Origin of the sequence: Streptomyces sp. NBC_00045, from assembly GCF_045041095.1 — a bacterium.
In the GTDB taxonomy this organism is placed as follows: Bacteria; Actinomycetota; Actinomycetes; order Streptomycetales; family Streptomycetaceae; genus Streptomyces.
The window spans coordinates 529,967-548,977 of the sequence record NZ_CP108272.1; the positions used below are offsets into that span (position 1 = coordinate 529,967).

Genomic DNA, 19,011 nt, shown 5'->3' on the forward strand with positions numbered 1-19,011 from the left:
GAGGTGACGGCTCGCGATCGAGGAGGTTGGCATCCCCCATGAGGCTGCCCCGCAAACGCCGCGCGGATCGCGCCGGAAGTCCGGACGACATGGAGTGCCCGGAGCAGGCGGAAGGTCCGAAGCGCACAAGGCGCCGTGCGGGCCGAGCGAAGAGCGGTAGGAGGGCCGCCCGCAAGGCCCGTCGCCGCCTCGTCGACTTCCCCAGGCACGGCCGGCGGGGCTGGCGGCGCTGGATGCCCTCCTGGAAACTGACCTCCGGCTTGTTCCTGCTCTTCGCCGGCGCCTTCGCCGGCCTCTTGGCCGCCGTCTACGTGCAGGTCCAGATCCCGGACCCGCACGACTCCGCGCGCCGGCAGGCCACCGTCTACTACTGGGCGGACGGCAGCCGGATGGTGAGCGTCGGCGATGTGAACCGGCAGGACGTGAAGCTCGCCCAGGTGCCCGATTCCGTCCAGCGCGCCGTCATCGCGGCGGAGAACGCGGATTTCTACGGGGACTCGGGCGTCTCCGTGACGGGCATCGGCCGCGCGGCTGTCAACATCGTCATGGGCGAGGAGACCCAGGGCGGCTCGACGATCACCCAGCAGTACGTGAAGAACACCTATCTGAGCCAGGACCAAACCGTCCAGCGAAAGATCAAGGAACTCTTCCTCTCCCTGAAGGTCAGCAACCAGCGGCCCAAGACGGAGATTCTTGAGGGGTACCTCAACACGTCCTGGTTCGGCCGCGACGCGTACGGCGTCCAGGCAGCCTCGTACGCGTACTACGGCATCCCCGCCAAGGAGCTGAACCCCAGTCAGGGCGCGCTCCTGGCCGCTGTCCTCAAAGGCGCGGAGAGCTTTGACCCGTCCCTCAGCGCCGACAACCATCAACGCGCGGAGGACCGCTGGAGCTGGATTCTGGACCGTCAGGTCGACACGGGTTCGATGAGCGCCGAGGAACGCGCGAAGTACACGGAATTCCCCGAGCCGAAGCCTCCCGTCAAGCCGACCAGCCAGGCCGGGCAGATCGGCTACCTCGTCGACATCGCCAACAAGTACCTCAAAAGCCGTAGCGGGATCACGGGCAAGGATCTGGCCAGTGGCGGCTACAGCGTTCACACCACCTTCGAGAAGGACAAGGTGCTCGCGCTGACCAAGGCCGTCGAGCAGGTACGGGCGGACCGACTGGACCCGAAGAAGCGCGCGGACGACGAATACGTGCAGGTCGGCGCCGCCTCGGTACGCCCCGAGGACGGAGCGATCGTCGCGGTCTACGGTGGCTCCGATGCGATCGAGCACTTCACCAACAACGCGGACACCTCAGGCGTCCCTGCGGCCTCGGCGTTCAAACCCTTCGTGTACGCCGCCGCTCTGGAGGAGGAGCGCGAAGGCAGGGATCACTCCGCCCAGAGCCCTGCCCCGGAGCCCCTGAAGCCCACGCCGGTACGGGCGCCCATGGCATCCGCGAACCTCCACTCGGCCCTGGTGGACTCGGACCACACGCCGTTCGTGGAGGTCGGCAAGAAGATCGGGTTGAAGAAGGTCAAAGAACTCGCGGTCGCGTCGGGACTGCGTGAGGAGAGCATGGCCAAGCTGGAGCCGACCTTCTCCATCGGTACCTCCACCCCCAGCGCCGTCCGGCTGGCGAGCGCCTATACGACCTTCGTCAACGAGGGCCGGGCCACCGAACCCTACTCGGTGTCCAAGGTCGAGCGCAGCGGCGTCGCGGTGGACGGCTTGGGCCGACCCAAACCGCGGCGGGCCATGAGCTCCGAGGTGGCCTCGATCGTCGGCGACGCGCTCCGCCAGGTGAGCGGGAGCACCGTCGGACCGCCGAACGGGCAGCCGACCGCCCCGTCCTGGGCGGGAAAGACCGGTCCGAACGACCGTATGAACTCGGCCTGGTTCATCGGTGCGACGCCGGGCCTGAGCACTTCGGTCGCGATGTTCCGTACGAAGCCCGACGTCCCGCAACTGCTGCCCATGCAGGGTGTGGGCGGCCCCGATTCCGAGCGGGGCAGCGCCTTCCCGCCGCTGATCTGGAAGGCCTACGACGCGGCGGCGGTACCTGCGCCGCACCCGGCGGACGTCCCCCAGAACCGCCCGTGACGGTCTCGTAGTGCGGGACGCGCGTGCAGAAGAACGATGAGGCACACCGGCGGCGACCCGCACCGCCTGTGCGCGGGCAGGCCGAGACGCTCCGCCTTCGCGAGGAGGTGGGGCGGCAGCGTGCGAGCAGCTCGTCGTACGCGCTCGCCGTAGCCCGGGCGCGCGCCGAGAAGGCCGGACGCACCCCGCTGCCGGTGCCGTGGCTGTTCAGCCCTTGCGGGCCAGCGGTGGCCCGGCGAAGCTCACCCCTGCCAGGCCATGGGCCATGAGGTTGCGAATGTTGCCGTGATCAGTGTCGTTCGGCGTTGCCAGCACATTGCGATAGTGCTCACCGAACGCCAGCAACACTTCCTGATCGCTCAGCCCTTCCAGCAGGGCCAGTCCCAGCGTCTTGCAGGAGCCCTCGTTCTCACCTGCGGCATTTGCCAGTTCCCCGTTGCGGAACGCCTGCGGCTGGTACTCGTAATGGGCGGCGACGAAGGCCAAGGTGTCGGCGAACTCGTGCTCACCTGACGCAAGGCTTGCCCGCAGCGGGTTCAGATCAGTCATGCGGTTCCCCTGGGTTGGACAGACGATCCGATTGCCGCCCGTGACCGGACGACGATAGCCCCCTTGAGGCCAGCCGTAAGAATCGCGCCACATGTCGGAACGAGCGGCATCTCCGCAGGTCACGATGCGCGACTGTGAGACCCGCCCGAGACCCGTTTCGGTCCGGGCGATCGACCGGGAGGACGGTGCTGATCAGCAGGCCGTTGCCGGTCCCGCCCGGTGTCAGGGCGGCTCGGTTGCGGTGGCAAGGCGGGGTCGGGCGGGGGCGTTGTCAGTGCGGGGCGGGATGATGACCTTCATGACCGAAAACAGTGCCCTGCTCTCTCCTGCTGCCTACGTGGAGGCCGTGACCACCGCCGTGGCGGCGTCGGCCGCATACTACGGCGACGGGACCACCCCGCTCGGTGACGACGAGTACGACGGGCTGCTGCGCGCCATCGCGGCCTACGAGGAGGCCCACCCGGACGAGGTGCTTGCCGAGTCGCCGACCGGGAAGGTGGCGGGCGGAGCTGTGCAGGGTGACGTGCCGCACTCGGTGCCGATGCTCTCCCTCGACAACGTCTTCGACGCCGATGAGCTCGCCGAGTGGGCCGCAGGGCTGGAACGGCGTCTCGGGCACCCCGTTGCCGGGTGGTGTGTGGAGCCGAAGCTCGACGGCCTCGCGGTGGCCGCCCGGTACCGGGGTGGTCGGCTCGTTCAGGTCCTCACCCGCGGCGACGGCTTGGCCGGCGAGGACATCACCCACGCCGCCGACGCCGTCCTCGGTCTGCCGCCGGTACTCACCGGGCCGATCGACGTCGAGTTGCGCGGCGAGGTGCTGCTGACGACCGCGCAGTTCGAGGAGGCCAACCGGATCCGGCTCGCCCACGAGGCCACGCCCTTCGCGCACCCGCGCAGCGGAGCGGCCGGCACCCTGCGGGCCAAGGACCGCCCCTACCGGATCGAGTTGACCTTCTTCGCCTACAGCGCGATCGGCCTGGACGACCTCGGCCACGTCGCTCTGCTGGAGAACCTGGCCGCGCTCGGCGCGAACACGGCCGCCAGCACGGCCGCCGCCCCGATGCGGTGCGAGACCGTGGAGCAGGTGCAGCAACGCATCGACGTGATCGCAGGCCTGCGCGGAGACCTGCCGTTCGGGATCGACGGTGTCGTCGTCAAGGCCGACACGGCCGAGGACCAGCGGCAGGCCGGCAACGGCTCGCGCGCCCCGAGGTGGGCGGTGGCCCGAAAACTGGCGGCCGAACACAAGGTGACGCGCCTTCTGGCGGTGGAGTGGAACGTCGGCCGGACCGGGATCATCGCCCCGCGCGCTGTCCTGGAGCCCGTGGTCATCGACGGGGTGACGGTCACCTACGCCACGCTTCACAATCCGTCCGATATCACACGTCGCGGGCTCATGATCGGCGACCAGGTGTTCGTGTACCGGGCCGGCGACGTGATCCCCCGGGTCGAGGCACCGCTGGACGACCAGCGCACCGGCGCCGAGAGCCCGATCGTCTTCCCCGAGGCCTGCCCCCGCTGTGGCGACGCGATCGACACCTCCGAGCAGCGGTGGCGGTGCGTGCGCGGCCGGAGCTGTCAGGTCGTGGCCTCGGTGATCTACGCGGCTGGCCGGGACCAGCTCGACATCGAAGGTCTCGGCGGCACGCGCGCGATCCAGCTGGTGGAGGCCGGTCTGGTCAAGGACGTCGCCGACCTGTTCACGCTGACCCGCGAGCAGCTCCTCGGTCTGGAGCGGATGGGCGAGACCAGCGCCACCAACCTCCTGGCCGCGATCGAGACCGCCCGCGGAGCCGCATTGAGCCGCGTGTTCTGCGCCCTCGGTGTCCGCGGCACCGGGCGCACGATGTCCCGCCGGATCGCCGCGCACTTCGGCTCGATGGCCGCGATCCGGGCCGCCGACGCGGACACGCTGGCCGGGGTCGACGGCATCGGCACGGAGAAGGCCCGGGTCATCGTGGCCGAACTCGTCGAACTCGCCCCGCTCCTCGACAAGCTCCAGGCCCAGCAGGTCGGCACGCAGGTCACCGAGCCGCAAAAGCCCGCGACCGAGGCGAACGACGGCGAGGACCCGGCGGGCGGACCGCTGGCCGGACAGGCCGTCGTGGTAACCGGCTCCATGACCGGCCCCCTTGCCGTGTTGTCCCGGAACGAGATGAACGAGCTGATCGAGCGGGCCGGCGGAAAGGCAGCCTCGTCGGTGTCCAAGCGCACCACCCTCCTGGTGGCGGGCGAGAAGGCCGGCTCCAAGCGCACCAAGGCCGAAGAACTGGGCATCCGCATCCTCGACCCCGAGGAATTCGCCGTCCTCGTCGCCGACCTCCTCCCCACCAGCTAGTGCTCTGACCGGGAAGGTTCACCGAGGTCAGTACGCTGAGCCCGGCTGCGGTGGACGAGGAGGTCGGGCATGACGCGGAGACTGTCGATGGACATGGCCGTGGGATTGCTTGAGGGCGAACTGGGGTCAGGGCAGCGAACGCTTGACGATCTGGTCACGGAAGAACTGCGGACGCGGACTCGTTCACGTCGTTGGGCGGCCAGGACGTCGGGGTGGCGGGCATTCTGGTTGCGCCAGCGCAGGTAGGCGTGCAGGGCCCGGGTCTGGACGCGAACGTGCGGTCCGGCCGCTGGTTGATCGCGTACTCGATCCTGGCCAGTTTGGCGTCGAAGTCCGGGTCGGGGGACTCCTTCCAGGTCTTCGTGCGTTGGAAGGAGACCCCGCTCTACGAAGCGTGCCTGCACCTGCTCGACGATGCCGCCGAGCCGTACCGGCCCCACCCGGACCCGGAGGGACCAGCCGCACGGTGCTGGCCAGGGGACGGACCACCGCACCGCCGAGGCGTTCCTGTGCTTCCCTGACGGGTCACCAGGGCACCGGGCCGGTGGCGCCGGTGAAGGCAGGGCTCGGCGCGCCGGAGCCGGCGGTGGCAGCCGTGACGATCACAGCGGCGCCTTCTTCTACGCTCTGGGTGCCCTGGTGGCCGTTGAGGTCGGTCGCGGTGAAGCCGGGGTCGACGGAGGTGACGCTGATCTGTGGGAACGCCTGCGCATAAACGACTGTCAGCATGTTCAGGGCGGCCTTGGAGGAGTTGTAGGCCAGCAGCGGTGCCCACGCGGTGAGGATGCCGGTGTGGGCGGCCGGGGCGGCGTTGATCGCCAGTGAGCCCAGGCTGCTGGAGACGTTCACGATCGCGGGCCGGGCAGCCTCCTGCAACAGGGGCAGGAACGCGCGTGTGGTGCGCACCGCGCCGAAGACGTTGGTGTCGAACACCCGCTGCAGGTCGGCCGCGGTCAGCTCGCCAACGGGCGCGGGCGGTCCGGCGATGCCCGCGTTATTGACGAGCACGTCTACCCGCCCCGCCTCGGCCTGGACCAGGGCAGCGGCAGCGGCCACGGACGCGTCGTCGGTGATGTCGATCAGCAGCGGCCGGGCTCCGAGGGCCTTGGCGGCCCGCTCGCAGCGATGAGCGTCTCGGGCGCCGGCATAGACGGTGTGACCCTGCTCGATCAGACGGCGGGCCGTTTCGTACCCGAGGCCCTTGTTGGCCCCGGTGATCACAGTGACTGTTGTCATGGCAGTCAGCCTGCGCCATACGGAGACACCGAGGGAGAGCCCTCTCCAGCAGGGGGTCGGCCAGTACCAGGCTGTTCCCGCAGACACGACGGACAATGGATGCGTGAACGACGACCCCGCAGGCCTAGGTCAGGCCCTGCGCCACTGGCGCGACCGCACCAGCCCCCAGGACCTCGGCCTCCCACTCGGCGGTGTCCGCCGCGCACCTGGGCTGCGGCGCGAAGAACTCGCACAGCTCGCCGGCCTCTCCGTCGACTACGTCACCCGCCTCGAACGAGGCCGCGCCACCTCACCCTCCCCTCAAGTGCTGGCCGCCCTCTCCCGCGCCTTGCGCCTGACAGGCACCGAACGCGACCACCTCCATCTGCTCGCTGGCCAGGCTCCGACCGCCACCGGCCAGATCTCCGCCCACATCCCGCCCAGCGTCCAGCGCCTCCTCGACCAGCTGCGCGCCACCCCGCTCAGCGTCCACGACGCCGCCTGGAACCTCATCTCCTGGAACCCGCTGTGGGCCGCCCTCGTCGGCGACCCCTCCCCGTGGCGCGGCCGCGAGGCCAACATCGCCTGGCGGCACTTCACCGACCGGGCCACCCGCGTCACCCACACCCACGACCAGCAGATGCGCTTCGAGACCGCACTCGTCTCCGACCTGCGCTCCACCGCCGCCCGCTACCCCGAGGACAAGCCGCTCAGATCACTGATCACCGACCTGCGCCGCGCCAGCGTCCGCTTCAACGACGGGTGGGACTCCCACACCGTCGGCTTCCACACCTCTGACAGCAAGACCGTCCACCATCCCGACCTCGGGCCCGTCACCGTCGACTGCGACACCCTCACCACCCCCGGAAACGACCTGCGCATCGCCGTCCTCTCCGCGCCGGCGGGAACCGGAACGGCTGCCCAGTTCGACCTCCTCTCCGCCATGGGCAGCCAGGCCTGACGGTCGGTCGTGTTTTGCCGTCGTGTAGGGACCGTCGCGGCGGCTGGGAACGGCCCTTTGTCGGATGAGTTGGGCAGCCTGGTGTCGGTGCAGAAGGCGGCGGCCGCCTTGGGCACCAGTGGTTCGGCGGTGGTTCGGCGGTCCGCAGTCTCCTCGTGCACTACAACCGCCCGTGAAGGGGAGCCCTGCCGGCTGTCCATGGCGGTGGGGCCGACAGGCCGGGTGTGAGGCGTCGGCAGGTGTCGCTCCGCTGCGCAACGGCCGGGGGTGGTGCAGGCGTTGGCTTCCCGGGGTGGTGAGGTGCCGTTTCGGCCATTCGCGGCGACTGGCCGAAACGGGAGTCAGCTGCCGCGGGGCCTTTCCCCGGGCGTATCGGTCACGGCCCGGTCCGGTTGGTGAGGGGCTGTGGTGAGGCGGTCGGTGGTGCGAAGAGTGCCTGGACGGTTTCGGTGGCCAGGTCTCGCAGCCAGGTGTGGGCGCGGTCGTCGTCGTAGCGCTGGTGCCACACCAGGTACAGGGGGACGTCGGGCAGTGGGAGTGGCGGCGGCAGTGTGGCGAGGCCGAGTTGTTCCCGGGCTGTGCGGGTGACCGCGTCGGGGAGGGTGACGACCAGGTCCGTGTCGAGGGCGAGTTGCAGTGCGAAGGCGGCGGTGGGACCGGCGGCGACGACGCGTCGTTCGAGGCCGCGGGTGGTCAGGGCGTCGTCGATCGCGTCGCGCAGGCTTCCGCGTCGCGAAACGGTGAGGTGTTCGGCGGCTGCGTAGCGCTCGATGCTCAGCGGGCCTTCGGTGAGGGGGTGGCCTGGTCGGACGGCGACGACCAGTCGGTCGCTGCCGACGTGGCGGTGGCGGATGTCGGGGAGCGTCGGAGCGCTGGAGCTCGATTCGAGGTCGACCTCACCCCGGCGCAGCTCGGCGTCGTCCGTCCCGGGTTCGGCCGACAGGCGCAGCCGGACGCCGGGGGCCCGGCGGTGGACGGCGGTGATCAGGGCGGTGCCGCAGGCTGCGGTCAGGGCGTCGTGCCAGCGCACGGTGAACACCCGGTCCAGAGCCGCCAGGTCGAGTTCCTGCTGCGCGGACAGAAGGTGGTGGGCCTGCTGTACGAGGGCGTGGACCTGGGCGCGCATGGCCAGCGCGCGGGTGGTGGGGACCATGCTGCGGCCGGTGCGGACCAGGATCTGGTCACCGGTGGCTTTGCGGATGCGGCCCAGGGAGCGGCTCATCGCCGGTGCGGTCACGTGGAGGCGTGCTGCGGCGCCGGCGACGCTGCCCTCTTCCAGCAGGGCGTCCAGGGCCGTGAGCAGGTTCAGATCCAGTTGCATGGCAGTAAGTCTATAAGTGAATAGCATGCACTTGTTGTTAATGATCTGGAGATCTACCTTCGAAGTGCGGGCGCGGGACAAGCCGCACGCAGACATCGAACCCAGGGAGCCCACCATGAGCACAGCCATGCCTTTTGCCGCCGGCACGACGCTCTTGGGCGACGTGACAGCCGCGGTGGAGACCGCCGGCGTCACCCTGCGCGAGCGCTACAGCCCGCACGCCCGGGGCGTGAGCCTGGACGAGGTCGTCGCCGAGATCCACGCGAACGACGGCGCGGTGCTGGACGTACTGCGGGAACCCCTGTTGCGGGCCCGGGCCGGATCGCGTTGGGCCGAGGACGAGCTGGCCGGCGGCGCGCTCCCGCCCGGGGAGTGGTGGGTCGTCGACCCCGCCGAGGGCAACATCAACCACGTCCACGGCATGGAGGACTGGGCGGTCACCGCCACGCTGGTCCGCGACAACCAGCCGGTGCTCACCGTCGTCCATCTGCCGTTGACCGGCGACACCTACACCGCTGTCGCCGGCGGCGGTGCCCGCCTGGGCGGCCGGCCCCTGAAGGCGTCCGCCAAGACCGATATGGGCGCCGCGCTCGTCGGCACCGGCCAGGCCAAGCCCGGCGAGGACACGGACACCTACCGGAAGATCGGCGAGTCGGTCACCGCCATGCTCACGGGCGGACTCGTCGTGCGGCTGTCCGTTCCCGCCACGATGCAGCTCATCCACGTCGCCGCCGGACGCACGGACGCCTTCTACCAGTTCTCCGACGTCCGCTCCGGCCTGGTGGCCGGCGCGCTGCTGGTGTCCGAAGCCGGAGGCACCGTCACCGACCTGGCGGGCGAGCCCTGGAACACGGGCAGCCGCGACTTCCTGGCCGCCGCCCCCGGCATCCACGCCGCCGCCCTCGACATCCTGTCGCCGATCGCCTGACCGCGCGGCGACCCCGTTTCCCTTCCTCCCGCCCTACCCCGCAAGGAGCACCACCTCATGACCAGCATCGGCATCCTGGGCACCGGCCGCGTCGGCACCAACCTCGCCGCCAAGCTCGCCGCGACCGGGCACCACGTCATCCTCGGCCACCGCAGCCAGGCGGAGCAGTCCGCCCCGGAGCGACTCGCCGGACCCACCCGCGACGTCGACTCCCGCATCTCCCACGCTGACCAGCGCACCGCCGCCCGCACATCGGAAATCGTGATCAACGCGACGCCCGGCGACAGTGCTCTGGACCGTCTCACCGGCCTGCGCACTGAGCTCGCCGGGAAGATCCTCATCGACGTCGCCAACGCCACCCACGACGTCGATGGTTTGCCCGGCGACCTGTGCTACCCAGGCAGCAGCCTCGCCGAGCGGCTCCAGGCCGCCCTGCCCGACACCCGCGTGGTCAAGACGCTGAACACCATGCTGTTCATGGTGATGACCGCCCCCGACCTCCTGGCCACGCCACCGACCGTTTATGTCTCGGGCGACGACGAGGAGGCGAAGGAGACCGTCACCGGCCTGCTCGGCGACTTGGGCTGGCGACCTGCATGGATCGAGGACCTGGGGGACGTCACCACAGCCCGCGCCACTGAGGCCATGATCCTGGTCGTGCCGCACATCCTGCGCCGAAACGGCTTCAAGCCCTTCGCCGTCTCCCTCGCCCGATGAATTACCACATGGCCGGCAGCGGGCCCGTGGCCTGTGTTCGCTGCCCACCTCGGCGGCCCGGGCTTCGACTACGCCTCCGTGCGCTCAAGAGGCTCTCACCCAGCCGTCGTCCCAAGGATCCGAGACGGATCCTGCGGCACACCGAGGGACAACGGTGTCGATCGAGCCGCGTTCGGTGGCGCCCGACTGCACGACCGTTTATCACGGGGCAACGCCCGCCTCAACCGGAACAGCCTTTACAGCATGATGAAACGATAATTAATCAGTAGGGGTTGAATCGATGCGCATCCCCTATGACTTCGACATGCTGCACTGTCATATTCGTGCCAGATTTCCCGCTCATCTCGTTGCACCCGTCAGGGGGAAGGCAGGAACATGGGCAAATTCAGGTGCGGAACTGCGGCGTCGGCCATTGTGCTGGCCGCCTTGGGATCGCTCGCGGCCGCAGGAGGCACAGCTCACGCGGAAGCGGGTCAGGACACCATCAGTATGCTGAAGCAGGAGAAGACCCAGTGGTGCTGGGTCGCCTCCGGGCTGACCATCGCGAAGTTCCAGGGCTTCGGCTCCACACAGGCTGACTTTTGCAATCGGGCCCAGCCCTACTACGGCTGCAACAACCAGCCCGCCACGCTCGACGACATGGCCAAGGGCTGGAGCAGTCTCGGCATGGCCCACACCGGCTCGGGCCTGAGCAGTGCGGCCACGTTCAACCAGGTGTACACCGATGTGAAGGCGGCCCGTCCGATCGGCGCCCGCATCGGGTGGACGTCCGGCGGCGGCCACATGAACGTGGTCTACGGCTTCGACACGTCGAACAGCACGATCGCCGTGGCCGACCCGTGGCCGGATACCACCACGTATACGTGGTGGAACTACAACGACTACGTGAGCAACAGCTCGTCCAAGTGGACACACTCCCGCATCGGCATCTCCCGCTAAGGCAGGCGACATGCGCGACACTGAAATGTCCGGCAAGCGGGGGGATTCCCGCTTCTCCCGCCTGTCCATCGTCATCGCACTGAGTGCGTCCGCACTGCTGTCCGTCGTCGGCCCGGCCCATGCGGCTCCGGTCAAGGACCCGCTCCCGGCCGACATCCCCGACTATCAGGCCGCCCTCAACGCGGTGAAGTCCATCGATGTCCGCAACGCCGTCTGCCGCTTCTTGCTCACTCCGGTGCCCACCGGCGGTACCGGCGGGCAGGTGCAGACGTTGCCCGAAACGGCCGAACCGTGCCAGGACCTCCCCGCCTTCACGATCAAGGACCCGGTGGCACGGAACGAGATCACCCCCGGGTTCGTCGCGGGCACCGCCAAGCCACTGCCCACCGAGGCGATCAAGCTGACCCAGCTGGTCTCCTCGCTAAGCATCACCGTCAACGGCCGCAACGCAACGGTCATGCTCGCCCCCACCCAGGGCGGCGGCTGGCACCTGGCGGCCGTTCGTGACGGCGACAGCGACGCCACGTACGCGGGCAAGGCCACCCTGGGGACGCTGGTCTTCACCGAGCCGCAGATCCGCGGCTGGTACCAGCTCAAGCTCACCACCGTCGAGCCACTCAACGACGAGGCCCGGCAAGGCTTGGGCGGACAGGCGTCGATGTCGCTCAGCGACTACCAGAAGCTGGTCAAGGCCCGCTACGCCGATAAGTTGCCCGGCTCGGAGTACGACACCAACGGCTACTCCAGCGGCTACAGTCCCCAGCGCAAGGCGGACGATGCCGCGGACTCCACCCTGCTACTCGCTGGCGCGTCCAGTGCGGCACTCGCCCTCGCAGGCGGGGCCGTCTTCCTCCGCCGACGCTGGCGCGTAAGCACCCGCTGAAGCCGATCCGGTACGCCCCCTGCCTCCATCCCGGTCCGGCCGGACCCCACTCCGGCCGGACCATGTCCTGCACCGCGGTCCACGGACCGGCGTGTCGGCGTGCCAGGGGGTTTCCCCGTTCAGCGCGGACGGGCGGCTCACCGTGCCTGGCGTCCAGTCGCCCGCCTCCGTGCCCGGATCCTCCGGTTCGGTCGCGGCACCGGACCGGGTGCGGTCTCGGTGGGGCGCACGAACGTCCAGGCGACCGCCCCGGCCCGTGGTCGGGGCGGTCGCGTGTCCCCACCATACTAAATATGATGAGCTATCATAATTCGTCCCGTTCTGTCAGTCCGGTCGGGAGGATTGCTGTGACTATCTGTCAAACCGTGAGAGGGGTGGGCGCGCAGGAGGCCCTACCGTCGTCGGCGCCGCCTGGTCTTCGAGTGCGTTGCTCGTGGTGGGGTGGGTTGCTGCGGGCGCTGGTGGCAGGTCTCGTCCTAGTGGCCGGCCTGGCCCTGCCCATGGTGGCCCCGCAGCCCGCCCAGGCCGTGCCGCCCGGCACCTACGCCTACGTCGTCAACTTCCAAGATGACACGGTGTCGGTGATCAACACAGCGACGAACACGGTGGTGGTCACGGTTCCCGTCGGCAATGAGCCGTGGGAAGTGGCGGTGTCGCCGGACGGCACCCGCGCCTACGTCACCAACCGCACCGATGGCACGGTGTCCGTGATCGACACCGCGACCGACACGGTCGTCGCCACCGTCCCCGTCGGCCTTGAGCCCCTGGGGGTGGCGGTGTCGCCGGACAGCACCCGCGCCTACGTCACCAACTTCAGCGCCGACACGGTGTCCGTGATCAACACCGCGACGAACACGGTCGTCGCCACCATCCCCGTCGGCGATGCTCCCATCGGGGTGGCAGTGTCGCCGAACGGCACCCGCGCCTACATCACCAATTCCGACGCCAACACGGTGTCCGTGATCAACACCGCCACCAACACCGTCGTCGCCACCATCCCCGTCGGCGACTACCCGTTCGGGGTGGCGGTGTCGCCGGACAGCACCCGCGCCTACGTCACCAATTCCAACGCCGACACGGTGTCCGTGATCAACACGGCGACGAACACGGTCGTGGCCACCGTCCCCGTCGGCGACGTGCCCCAGGGGGTGGCGGTGTCGCGGGACGGCACCCGCGCCTATGTCGTCAACGCCGACGCCGACACGGTGTCCGTGATCAACACGGCGACGAACACGGTCGTGGCCACCGTCCCCGTCGGCGATGCGCCTCGCGAGGTGGCGGTGTCGCCGGACGACACCCGCGCCTACGTCACCAACGCCAACGACGACACGGTGTCCGTGATCAACACCGCCACCAACACCGTCGTGGCCACTGTCCCCGTCGGTGACCTCCCGTTCGGGGTGGCGATCGGGGTCGTGCCAGCGCCGGCGCTGACCTGCGCGACCGCCACGGCCACCATCACCGGCACCAATCGCAACGACGTCCTGACCGGCACCCCCGGCGACGACGTGATCTTCGCTCTGGCCGGGAACGACGTGGTCGACGGCCGCGGCGGCAACGACCTGATCTGCGGCGGCGACGGCAACGACGTGCTGTCCGGCGGCGACGGCAACGACCGCGTCGAGGGCGGCAACGGCAACGACTCCCTCACCGGCGGCAACGGCAACGACACCCTCATCGGCGGCAACGGAAACGACTCCCTGGCCGGCGGCGCGGGCAACGACGCCAACGATGGCGGCCCCGGCAACGACGCTCTCAACGGCGGTGCCGGTACCAACACCAACGACGGCGGAGCCGGCCACAACAGCTGCACCAGCCCGACCACCGGAACCGGCTGCAACACCTGATCAACGATCACCAGAAACGGGCCCCGGCACGTCCCTCGCCGCAGCGGCGACCGACGCCCGGGGCCCGTTTTCGACGCTCCGCCACACAGCCCGTCAGGGGGCCTACTTCGCGCTCCGAAACCCTGCCGGCTAGGCACATTCAGCGTGGTTGCGCGGCTCATCGATCAGTGCCAGGTCGCGACTTGATCGACTGGGGGCAGGTCCACCAACCTGCCCCCATCGCTCACCTGACCGATGGGAGCCCGCCGGCGGCTCCGTCGCCGGGCCCGTCTCCGTTCCGCTCCCAGATCAGTCCGTCGACCTGTCGGGCCACGTCGTTCCGGACCGAGTCGACCATGTGTTGGTACCGCGCGGCCATGGCCGTGGTGGACCACCCCATCAGTCCCATTTCGACACACCCGACGACCTCGACCGCAAACTCCGCCGCGAGTTACGCAGGATCCAACTCCGGCCCCACCTGATCGACGGCTGCCTCACCGCCACCAACCTGACCATCGACCCACCGACCCCACCCTGAAAACCTCAGTAATGGGGGCCGTGCGCGTGGGAAGGAGGGCCTCGGGGAGGCGGCGGGACACCACCGAAGCGATAGCGACGCATTCGAGCCCGGCAAGCCCGGGATCCCCGCCCGGGACGCTGTGCGCACGGCGGCGAAACCGACGAGGCACGACCGCTGTGGGGGGCGCTGAAGGCCGGGCAAGCGAGATCCACGGCGGGCTCCAGGTCGAGGAGAACTGGAACAGCGCGAACACGGTGCTCCACTACGGCAAGGTCGGCGCCCTGACCGGCCCGGACAAGGAGCACGCCGAGACGTCGATGCTCGCCCTGCACCTGCACCTGCTCCAGTCCGCGCTCGTGCACGTCAACACCCTGCTGGTGCAGCAGGTCCTGGCCGAGCCAGCGTGGGCGAAGAAGCTCACCGGCGAGGACCGGCGCGGCCTGACCGCCCTGTTCTGGTCCAACGTCAACCCGTACGGAACGTTCCGCCTCGACATGGACAAGTGCCTCGACGTGGGGCTGCCCACTGCCGTGCCCCGCCCCCGCACTACCCCCTCCGCTCGACCGACCACGGAGCCACGATGAAGGACTTCGCCGACCGCACTGACCCCCGGATGAACGAGGCCGCACGGCGCGCCCTCGACCTGACGCGCGCCTACGTCGCACGCGACCGCACCGCGATCGTCGAGCACCTCGCGGACCTGGAGGAGGACCAGCTGACGTTCGCCGGAGGCGTGCTCATCACGATGTACAACGACATCCGCGAGGTCCTGCGGAACACCGGGCGCCCGCACAATCCGGCGACCGTGGTGCGCGCGGTCGACGCGGTGGCCCGGTTCACGCCGACCGAACACGAGTTCGCCGTCACCACGGCCGCCCGGCGCAAGGTCTTCGGCCTCGCCACCGCAGACGTCCGTCTCGCTTGACCCCTTGCGCGTCAGTCCGGCAGCCAGTGCAGCTCGTGCGCCAGGGTTTTGGCGACGGCACGGATGCGGCGGTGTAGTGGCGACTGCTCGCGTGGGAGGACCAGGTGGAACGTCAGGCTGGGCGCGCCCCGCAGCGGTCGCCAGGTGAGACCGGCCGGTGATGCCGTGACCGCGGCTTCTCCGGCCGGGGCGAGGGTGACCCCGTCGCGCAGGTCGCGCTGAGACATGTCGAAAGAGACTGCGGGCGTGTGGAATCTGGGGTGTGGTCGGGTGTCTCGGAACAGTGCGGACAGCTGATCGTGGACCACGGGGTTGGCCGCACGGTCCGGGAGTCGCAGCGGATACGCGGCCGCGTCGGCGATCTCGATCTCCGGGTGTTCGGCCAGCGGATGGTGCTGCGCCAGCTGGACCCCGATGCGCGCACGCCGCAGCAGGAACCGGCGCACGCCACGGCCCGGCTGTTCACCGCGGGTGATCCCGGCATCGATGCGGCCGTCGGCGACCGCGGGGGAGATCTCCGGCGTCGCCATCGGGACCGCGCCGACCTGCAGTCCGCTGTTGCCGCGAATCAGCCCGTCCACCAGGGCCGGTGCCGTCTCGGCCCCGGCGCTGAGGCTGTATCCGATGCGCAGCGTGCCCAGTTCACCGGCCGCCGCGCTCCGGGCGGTGTCCCACGCCCGGTCCAGCGCCGCCAGCGCGGGCGGCGCGGACTCCGCCAAAGCCGCACCGGCCGTGGTCAATACGACGCTACGCGTGTTGCGGACCAGCAGGGCCGTACCGAGTTCCGCCTCCAATCGGCGCATCCGGGCGCTGAGTGCGGGCTGTGCGATACCGATCCGTGCGGCCGCGCGGGTGAAGTTCAAATCCTGCGCCAGCACCAGGAAGTACCGCAGGCTCACCGTATCCGGCGCCACGTGCCCTCCCTGCCGATTGATAACGATCCGTTCTGAGCCTATCCCGTACCGGTCTTTCCCTCGCCCGCACATCAAGCCCTAACCTGCGCATATGACGATCCAACTGACCGCAGTACTGGACATCGCACTCACGCACACCGCCGATTTCGAGTCCGCCCTCACGGCTCTCGCGAAGGCCGCGGCCACCGAGCCCGGTGTGCTCGACCATGGATTCTGGCGCGACCCGACCCACCCGGGCCCTCCCCGATGTCGTAGCCTTCGTCGGCGACCTCCCGCTGTGGCTGGCCACCGACTCCCACGCGCTCCTCGAAACCACCTCCGTCCTCACCCAGATCCCGATGCTCCGCACCTAGCGAGGTCGGCGGCAGTTCTTAGCAGGAGCTCCCAGGTCACCCGGAGTGTTACGGCCTCGTCTCTGGACGGAGGTCGTCATGCATAAGTTGGTGGTCCTGTATTCCAAGCCCGCAGACCCTGACCACTTCCGCGACTACTACGTGACCAACCACCTTCCACTGGTCATGAATTGGCCCGGCCTGCTTGCGTGGCGCTACAGCTTCGACGTGGCGGCGACCAAGGGAGAAGCGCCGTATTTCGCGGTCTTCGAAGGCGAGTTCGCTGACGCCGCCGCCATGGCCGCGGCGCAGGCGTCGCCGCAAGGCCAGCGGTTGGCCGCCGATGTCGCCAACTACGCCACCGGCGGTGCGGTCGTCATCCACTATCCGGTGCAGGACGGCACCGGCTGAGGCAGGCCGGTACGCTCCGGGACGCGTTCGGTCGGCCGTTGCGGCCAGGTCCGGCTATCGGCGGACGCCGTTCGCGGGTGCCGGTTCGTTGAGCGTCAAAGGTGGGCCGATGTCCTGGCCGGATGTCACGGTGGTTGATGCGTGCGTGCGGCGCGACGGCCGGGGCGGTAGCCCCACGTCCGTCACCGACGACGACCCGGCGGCGACGGACGCGGACCGGCGTGCGGTCGCTGCTGCGGCCGGCACCTCGCACGCGGCGTTCCTCGGCCCGGGACGGACGCCGGACGGTGGCTGGCCGGTCCGGTTCTTCACCGCCACCGCCGAACTGTCCGGCTGCGGCCACGGCACGGTTGCCGCGCAGGCCGTCCGGTTGACCCGCACCGCGCTGGGCGAGCTGAACGACCGCCAACACACCGGCGGGCGCACGTTCGACACCGTCGCGATCCGCCGCCCCGCCGGCATCGAGGTGTGGTTCGACCAGGGCCTCGTCGCGCTGCGTCACCCGGCACCGGACGAGCGCGCCGCGATCGTCGCCGCGCTCGGGCTCACCGCGGACGACCCGCATCCGACCGACGCGCCACGGATCGCCGCGCCCGGCGCACCACGCATGCTGGTACCGGTCCACGACCGGTCGGCGCTGCTCCGAGTCCACCCACACCTCGGCAGGCTGACAGCGGCGTGCCAGCGGTACGGGCTCCTCGGCTGTTTCGTGTACGTACCGCCGGTGGGCGACCGACCGGGTGCGGCGCGGATGTTCGCGCCGGCGATCGGTGTCGACGAGGACGTCGCCAACGCCAACAGCACCGGCTGCCTGGCCGCCCACCTGCTCGACACGACAGGGGCGCAGACGGTCGCGATCGAGGTGGAGCAGGGCGACACCCTCGGTCGACAGGCCAGCGTGCTCGCTTCGGCCCGACGCGGGCCGGCGGGCATCACGACCCGGGTCGGCGGGTTAGCGGTGGTCCGCGACGGACACTGAGGCGACGACTGGACCGTCCTCTTCTGCGATCCGCGCATGGGGCTGGGGCTGTCCGCTGCGGTCAAGCGTTGGCACCCGGTGGCGGGCGTCAGCGGGACGCGGTGCCGAGGGCGCGGCTGAGTGTCCATCGGGAGGCGCGCAATCGCTCATGAAACACCCGCCCGTGCCGCATCCCACCTGCAGTGATCATGTTTCATGAGTTGTTGCAAACGACTGGGCTCCTGAAACATCCTCATGAAACAGTTCGGGGTGTGAGCGACGATTTCAAGCGCGTGGAATCGCACGACTGCCCGATGTCCACCTGCGCCGCCCCCGCGGGCTCCCCGTGCCGGACCGGCACGGCCAAGGTGGCGATCCAGTACCAGACCGCCCGCTTCCGCCTCGTGCCCCAACTCGCCAAGGTGCTCAGCGTGCAGACCCCCGCGGTGCGCAAGCCCGGCTCGGCCTGGACCGAACTGCCCCGGCCCGTAAGCGCCGGCATCACCCCAGTCGGGCACGTCCGCCTCGGCTACGCACGCGCCTCGACGGCCCGGCAGTCCCTGGACGCGCAGCTGGACTCGCTCGCCGAGGCCGGGGTCACCCGGGTTTTCTCGGAGAAGATCTCCACCCGCGCCACCGTGCGCCCCGAGCTGGACGCCGCCGTGAAGCTCGCCGTGAAGATCCGGGCCTCCGGCGTTGCCGTCACGCTCGTCGTGCACGAGCACAAGCGGCTCGGCCGCGGCATCGAACTGGCCATGCTCGCCGAGGAGCTGAAGTCGAGCGATGTCGGCCTGGAGTTCCTCACTGGGGAGCTCAAGGGCTCACACGACCCCTCCGGGATCGTCTTCACCGTGCTCGCTGCGATGTCCGGCATGGAACGCGAGTACATCCGGGACCGCACCCTCGAAGGCCACGAGTCCGCCCGCAAGCGCGGCAAGACCATTGGCGGCGCCGGCGTCACCGACGACGACATGCTGTTCACCGCCCTGCGCCTACGTGACGAGGAGTTGAGCCTGCGCGACATCGCGGTCCGGCTCGTCATCTCCAAGGGCACGAAGAAGGGTCAGCACCCCTCGCCCGCCACCGTCCTGCGCATGCTGCGCAAACATGATGAACAAGTTGCCGCGGCCGCGAATGCCTGAGCCGCCAAAGCTACCGGCGGGTTACTTTTTCCCTGGTGTCTG

18 protein-coding genes and 2 pseudogenes are annotated in these 19,011 nt (G+C 69.7%); 14 read left to right on the top strand and 6 right to left on the bottom strand.

Annotated features, from left to right (window positions below; all coding sequences use genetic code 11):
- The first annotated feature begins 233 nt into the window (after nt 1-233).
- On the top strand, nt 234-2,090 hold the full coding sequence (locus tag OHA65_RS38155) for a transglycosylase domain-containing protein (RefSeq protein ID WP_327286432.1): 1,857 nt from the start codon (nt 234-236) through the stop codon (nt 2,088-2,090).
- A 207-nt stretch (nt 2,091-2,297) separates the two neighbouring features.
- On the opposite strand, the gene OHA65_RS38160 is transcribed toward OHA65_RS38155, so the two are convergent.
- Nucleotides 2,298-2,639: a HopJ type III effector protein gene (locus OHA65_RS38160; protein ID WP_327286433.1), complete on the bottom strand. Its 342-nt coding sequence runs from the start codon at nt 2,637-2,639 to the stop codon at nt 2,298-2,300.
- 289 nt (nt 2,640-2,928) lie between these two features.
- Between OHA65_RS38160 and ligA the strand changes: the two genes are divergently transcribed.
- Nucleotides 2,929-4,977, top strand: coding sequence for an NAD-dependent DNA ligase LigA (gene ligA / locus OHA65_RS38165; protein WP_329316949.1), 2,049 nt, complete (start codon nt 2,929-2,931; stop codon nt 4,975-4,977).
- A 149-nt stretch (nt 4,978-5,126) separates the two neighbouring features.
- Here ligA and OHA65_RS38170 read toward each other — a convergent pair.
- Together OHA65_RS38170 and OHA65_RS38175 are read right to left on the bottom strand one after the other, a co-directional pair.
- A pseudogene (locus OHA65_RS38170) lies at nt 5,127-5,258 on the bottom strand (IS630 family transposase); the annotation flags it as partial.
- 244 nt (nt 5,259-5,502) lie between these two features.
- On the bottom strand, nt 5,503-6,213 hold the full coding sequence (locus OHA65_RS38175) for an SDR family NAD(P)-dependent oxidoreductase (protein WP_329316951.1): 711 nt from the start codon (nt 6,211-6,213) through the stop codon (nt 5,503-5,505).
- A 103-nt stretch (nt 6,214-6,316) separates the two neighbouring features.
- On the opposite strand from OHA65_RS38175, the gene OHA65_RS38180 reads away from it, so the two are divergent.
- Complete coding sequence (locus OHA65_RS38180) at nt 6,317-7,153, top strand: helix-turn-helix transcriptional regulator (protein ID WP_329316953.1); 837 nt, start codon at nt 6,317-6,319, stop codon at nt 7,151-7,153.
- 376 nt (nt 7,154-7,529) lie between these two features.
- Here the strand turns inward: OHA65_RS38180 and OHA65_RS38185 are convergent, their stop codons facing one another.
- Complete coding sequence (locus OHA65_RS38185) at nt 7,530-8,474, bottom strand: LysR family transcriptional regulator (RefSeq protein WP_331735360.1); 945 nt, start codon at nt 8,472-8,474, stop codon at nt 7,530-7,532.
- A gap of 115 nt (nt 8,475-8,589) precedes the next feature.
- Here OHA65_RS38185 and OHA65_RS38190 point away from each other — a divergent pair, with 115 nt between their 5' ends.
- The 5 genes from OHA65_RS38190 to OHA65_RS38210 all read left to right on the top strand — a co-directional run bounded on the left by OHA65_RS38190 (nt 8,590) and on the right by OHA65_RS38210 (nt 13,788).
- Nucleotides 8,590-9,402: an inositol monophosphatase family protein gene (locus OHA65_RS38190; RefSeq protein ID WP_331735481.1), complete on the top strand. Its 813-nt coding sequence runs from the start codon at nt 8,590-8,592 to the stop codon at nt 9,400-9,402.
- Between the two features lie 57 nt (nt 9,403-9,459).
- A complete protein-coding gene (locus OHA65_RS38195; RefSeq protein ID WP_329316958.1) occupies nt 9,460-10,119 on the top strand; it encodes an NAD(P)-binding domain-containing protein in 660 nt (219 codons plus the stop codon).
- 489 nt (nt 10,120-10,608) lie between these two features.
- Nucleotides 10,609-11,058 carry a papain-like cysteine protease family protein gene (locus OHA65_RS38200; protein ID WP_327286439.1) on the top strand — a complete coding sequence of 150 codons (450 nt, stop codon included), beginning with the start codon at nt 10,609-10,611 and terminating at the stop codon, nt 11,056-11,058.
- A gap of 10 nt (nt 11,059-11,068) precedes the next feature.
- A complete protein-coding gene (locus OHA65_RS38205) occupies nt 11,069-11,941 on the top strand; it encodes a hypothetical protein (protein WP_327286440.1) in 873 nt (290 codons plus the stop codon).
- A gap of 446 nt (nt 11,942-12,387) precedes the next feature.
- Nucleotides 12,388-13,788, top strand: a complete 1,401-nt coding sequence (locus OHA65_RS38210; protein ID WP_327286441.1) for a cytochrome D1 domain-containing protein — start codon at nt 12,388-12,390, stop codon at nt 13,786-13,788.
- 223 nt (nt 13,789-14,011) lie between these two features.
- On the opposite strand, the pseudogene OHA65_RS38215 reads toward OHA65_RS38210, so the two are convergent.
- Nucleotides 14,012-14,176 (bottom strand): annotated as a pseudogene (locus OHA65_RS38215) (site-specific integrase); the annotation flags it as partial.
- Nucleotides 14,177-14,463: 287 nt separating this feature from the next.
- Here OHA65_RS38215 and OHA65_RS38220 point away from each other — a divergent pair.
- Nucleotides 14,464-14,871, top strand: a complete 408-nt coding sequence (locus OHA65_RS38220) for a Tn3 family transposase (RefSeq protein ID WP_327286442.1) — start codon at nt 14,464-14,466, stop codon at nt 14,869-14,871.
- Nucleotides 14,868-15,212 (top strand): hypothetical protein, encoded by a 345-nt coding sequence (locus OHA65_RS38225; protein WP_327286443.1) that lies wholly within the window; start codon nt 14,868-14,870, stop codon nt 15,210-15,212. The genes OHA65_RS38220 and OHA65_RS38225 overlap by 4 nt, the downstream gene beginning before the upstream one ends.
- Nucleotides 15,213-15,223: 11 nt before the next feature.
- Here OHA65_RS38225 and OHA65_RS38230 read toward each other — a convergent pair whose 3' ends face one another.
- Nucleotides 15,224-16,126 carry a LysR family transcriptional regulator gene (locus tag OHA65_RS38230; protein WP_331736415.1) on the bottom strand — a complete coding sequence of 301 codons (903 nt, stop codon included), beginning with the start codon at nt 16,124-16,126 and terminating at the stop codon, nt 15,224-15,226.
- A 206-nt stretch (nt 16,127-16,332) separates the two neighbouring features.
- Here OHA65_RS38230 and OHA65_RS38235 point away from each other — a divergent pair, with 206 nt between their 5' ends.
- From OHA65_RS38235 to OHA65_RS38250, 4 genes are all read left to right on the top strand, one after another.
- Entirely contained in the window at nt 16,333-16,479 is a 147-nt protein-coding gene (locus OHA65_RS38235; protein WP_327286445.1) for a hypothetical protein, read from the top strand.
- Between the two features lie 78 nt (nt 16,480-16,557).
- Nucleotides 16,558-16,869 (top strand): EthD family reductase, encoded by a 312-nt coding sequence (locus OHA65_RS38240; protein WP_327286446.1) that lies wholly within the window; start codon nt 16,558-16,560, stop codon nt 16,867-16,869.
- 109 nt (nt 16,870-16,978) lie between these two features.
- Nucleotides 16,979-17,848 (top strand): PhzF family phenazine biosynthesis isomerase, encoded by an 870-nt coding sequence (locus tag OHA65_RS38245; protein WP_331736416.1) that lies wholly within the window; start codon nt 16,979-16,981, stop codon nt 17,846-17,848.
- A gap of 251 nt (nt 17,849-18,099) precedes the next feature.
- Nucleotides 18,100-18,969, top strand: a complete 870-nt coding sequence (locus OHA65_RS38250; RefSeq protein WP_405763593.1) for a recombinase family protein — start codon at nt 18,100-18,102, stop codon at nt 18,967-18,969.
- Nucleotides 18,970-19,011: the final 42 nt, after the last annotated feature.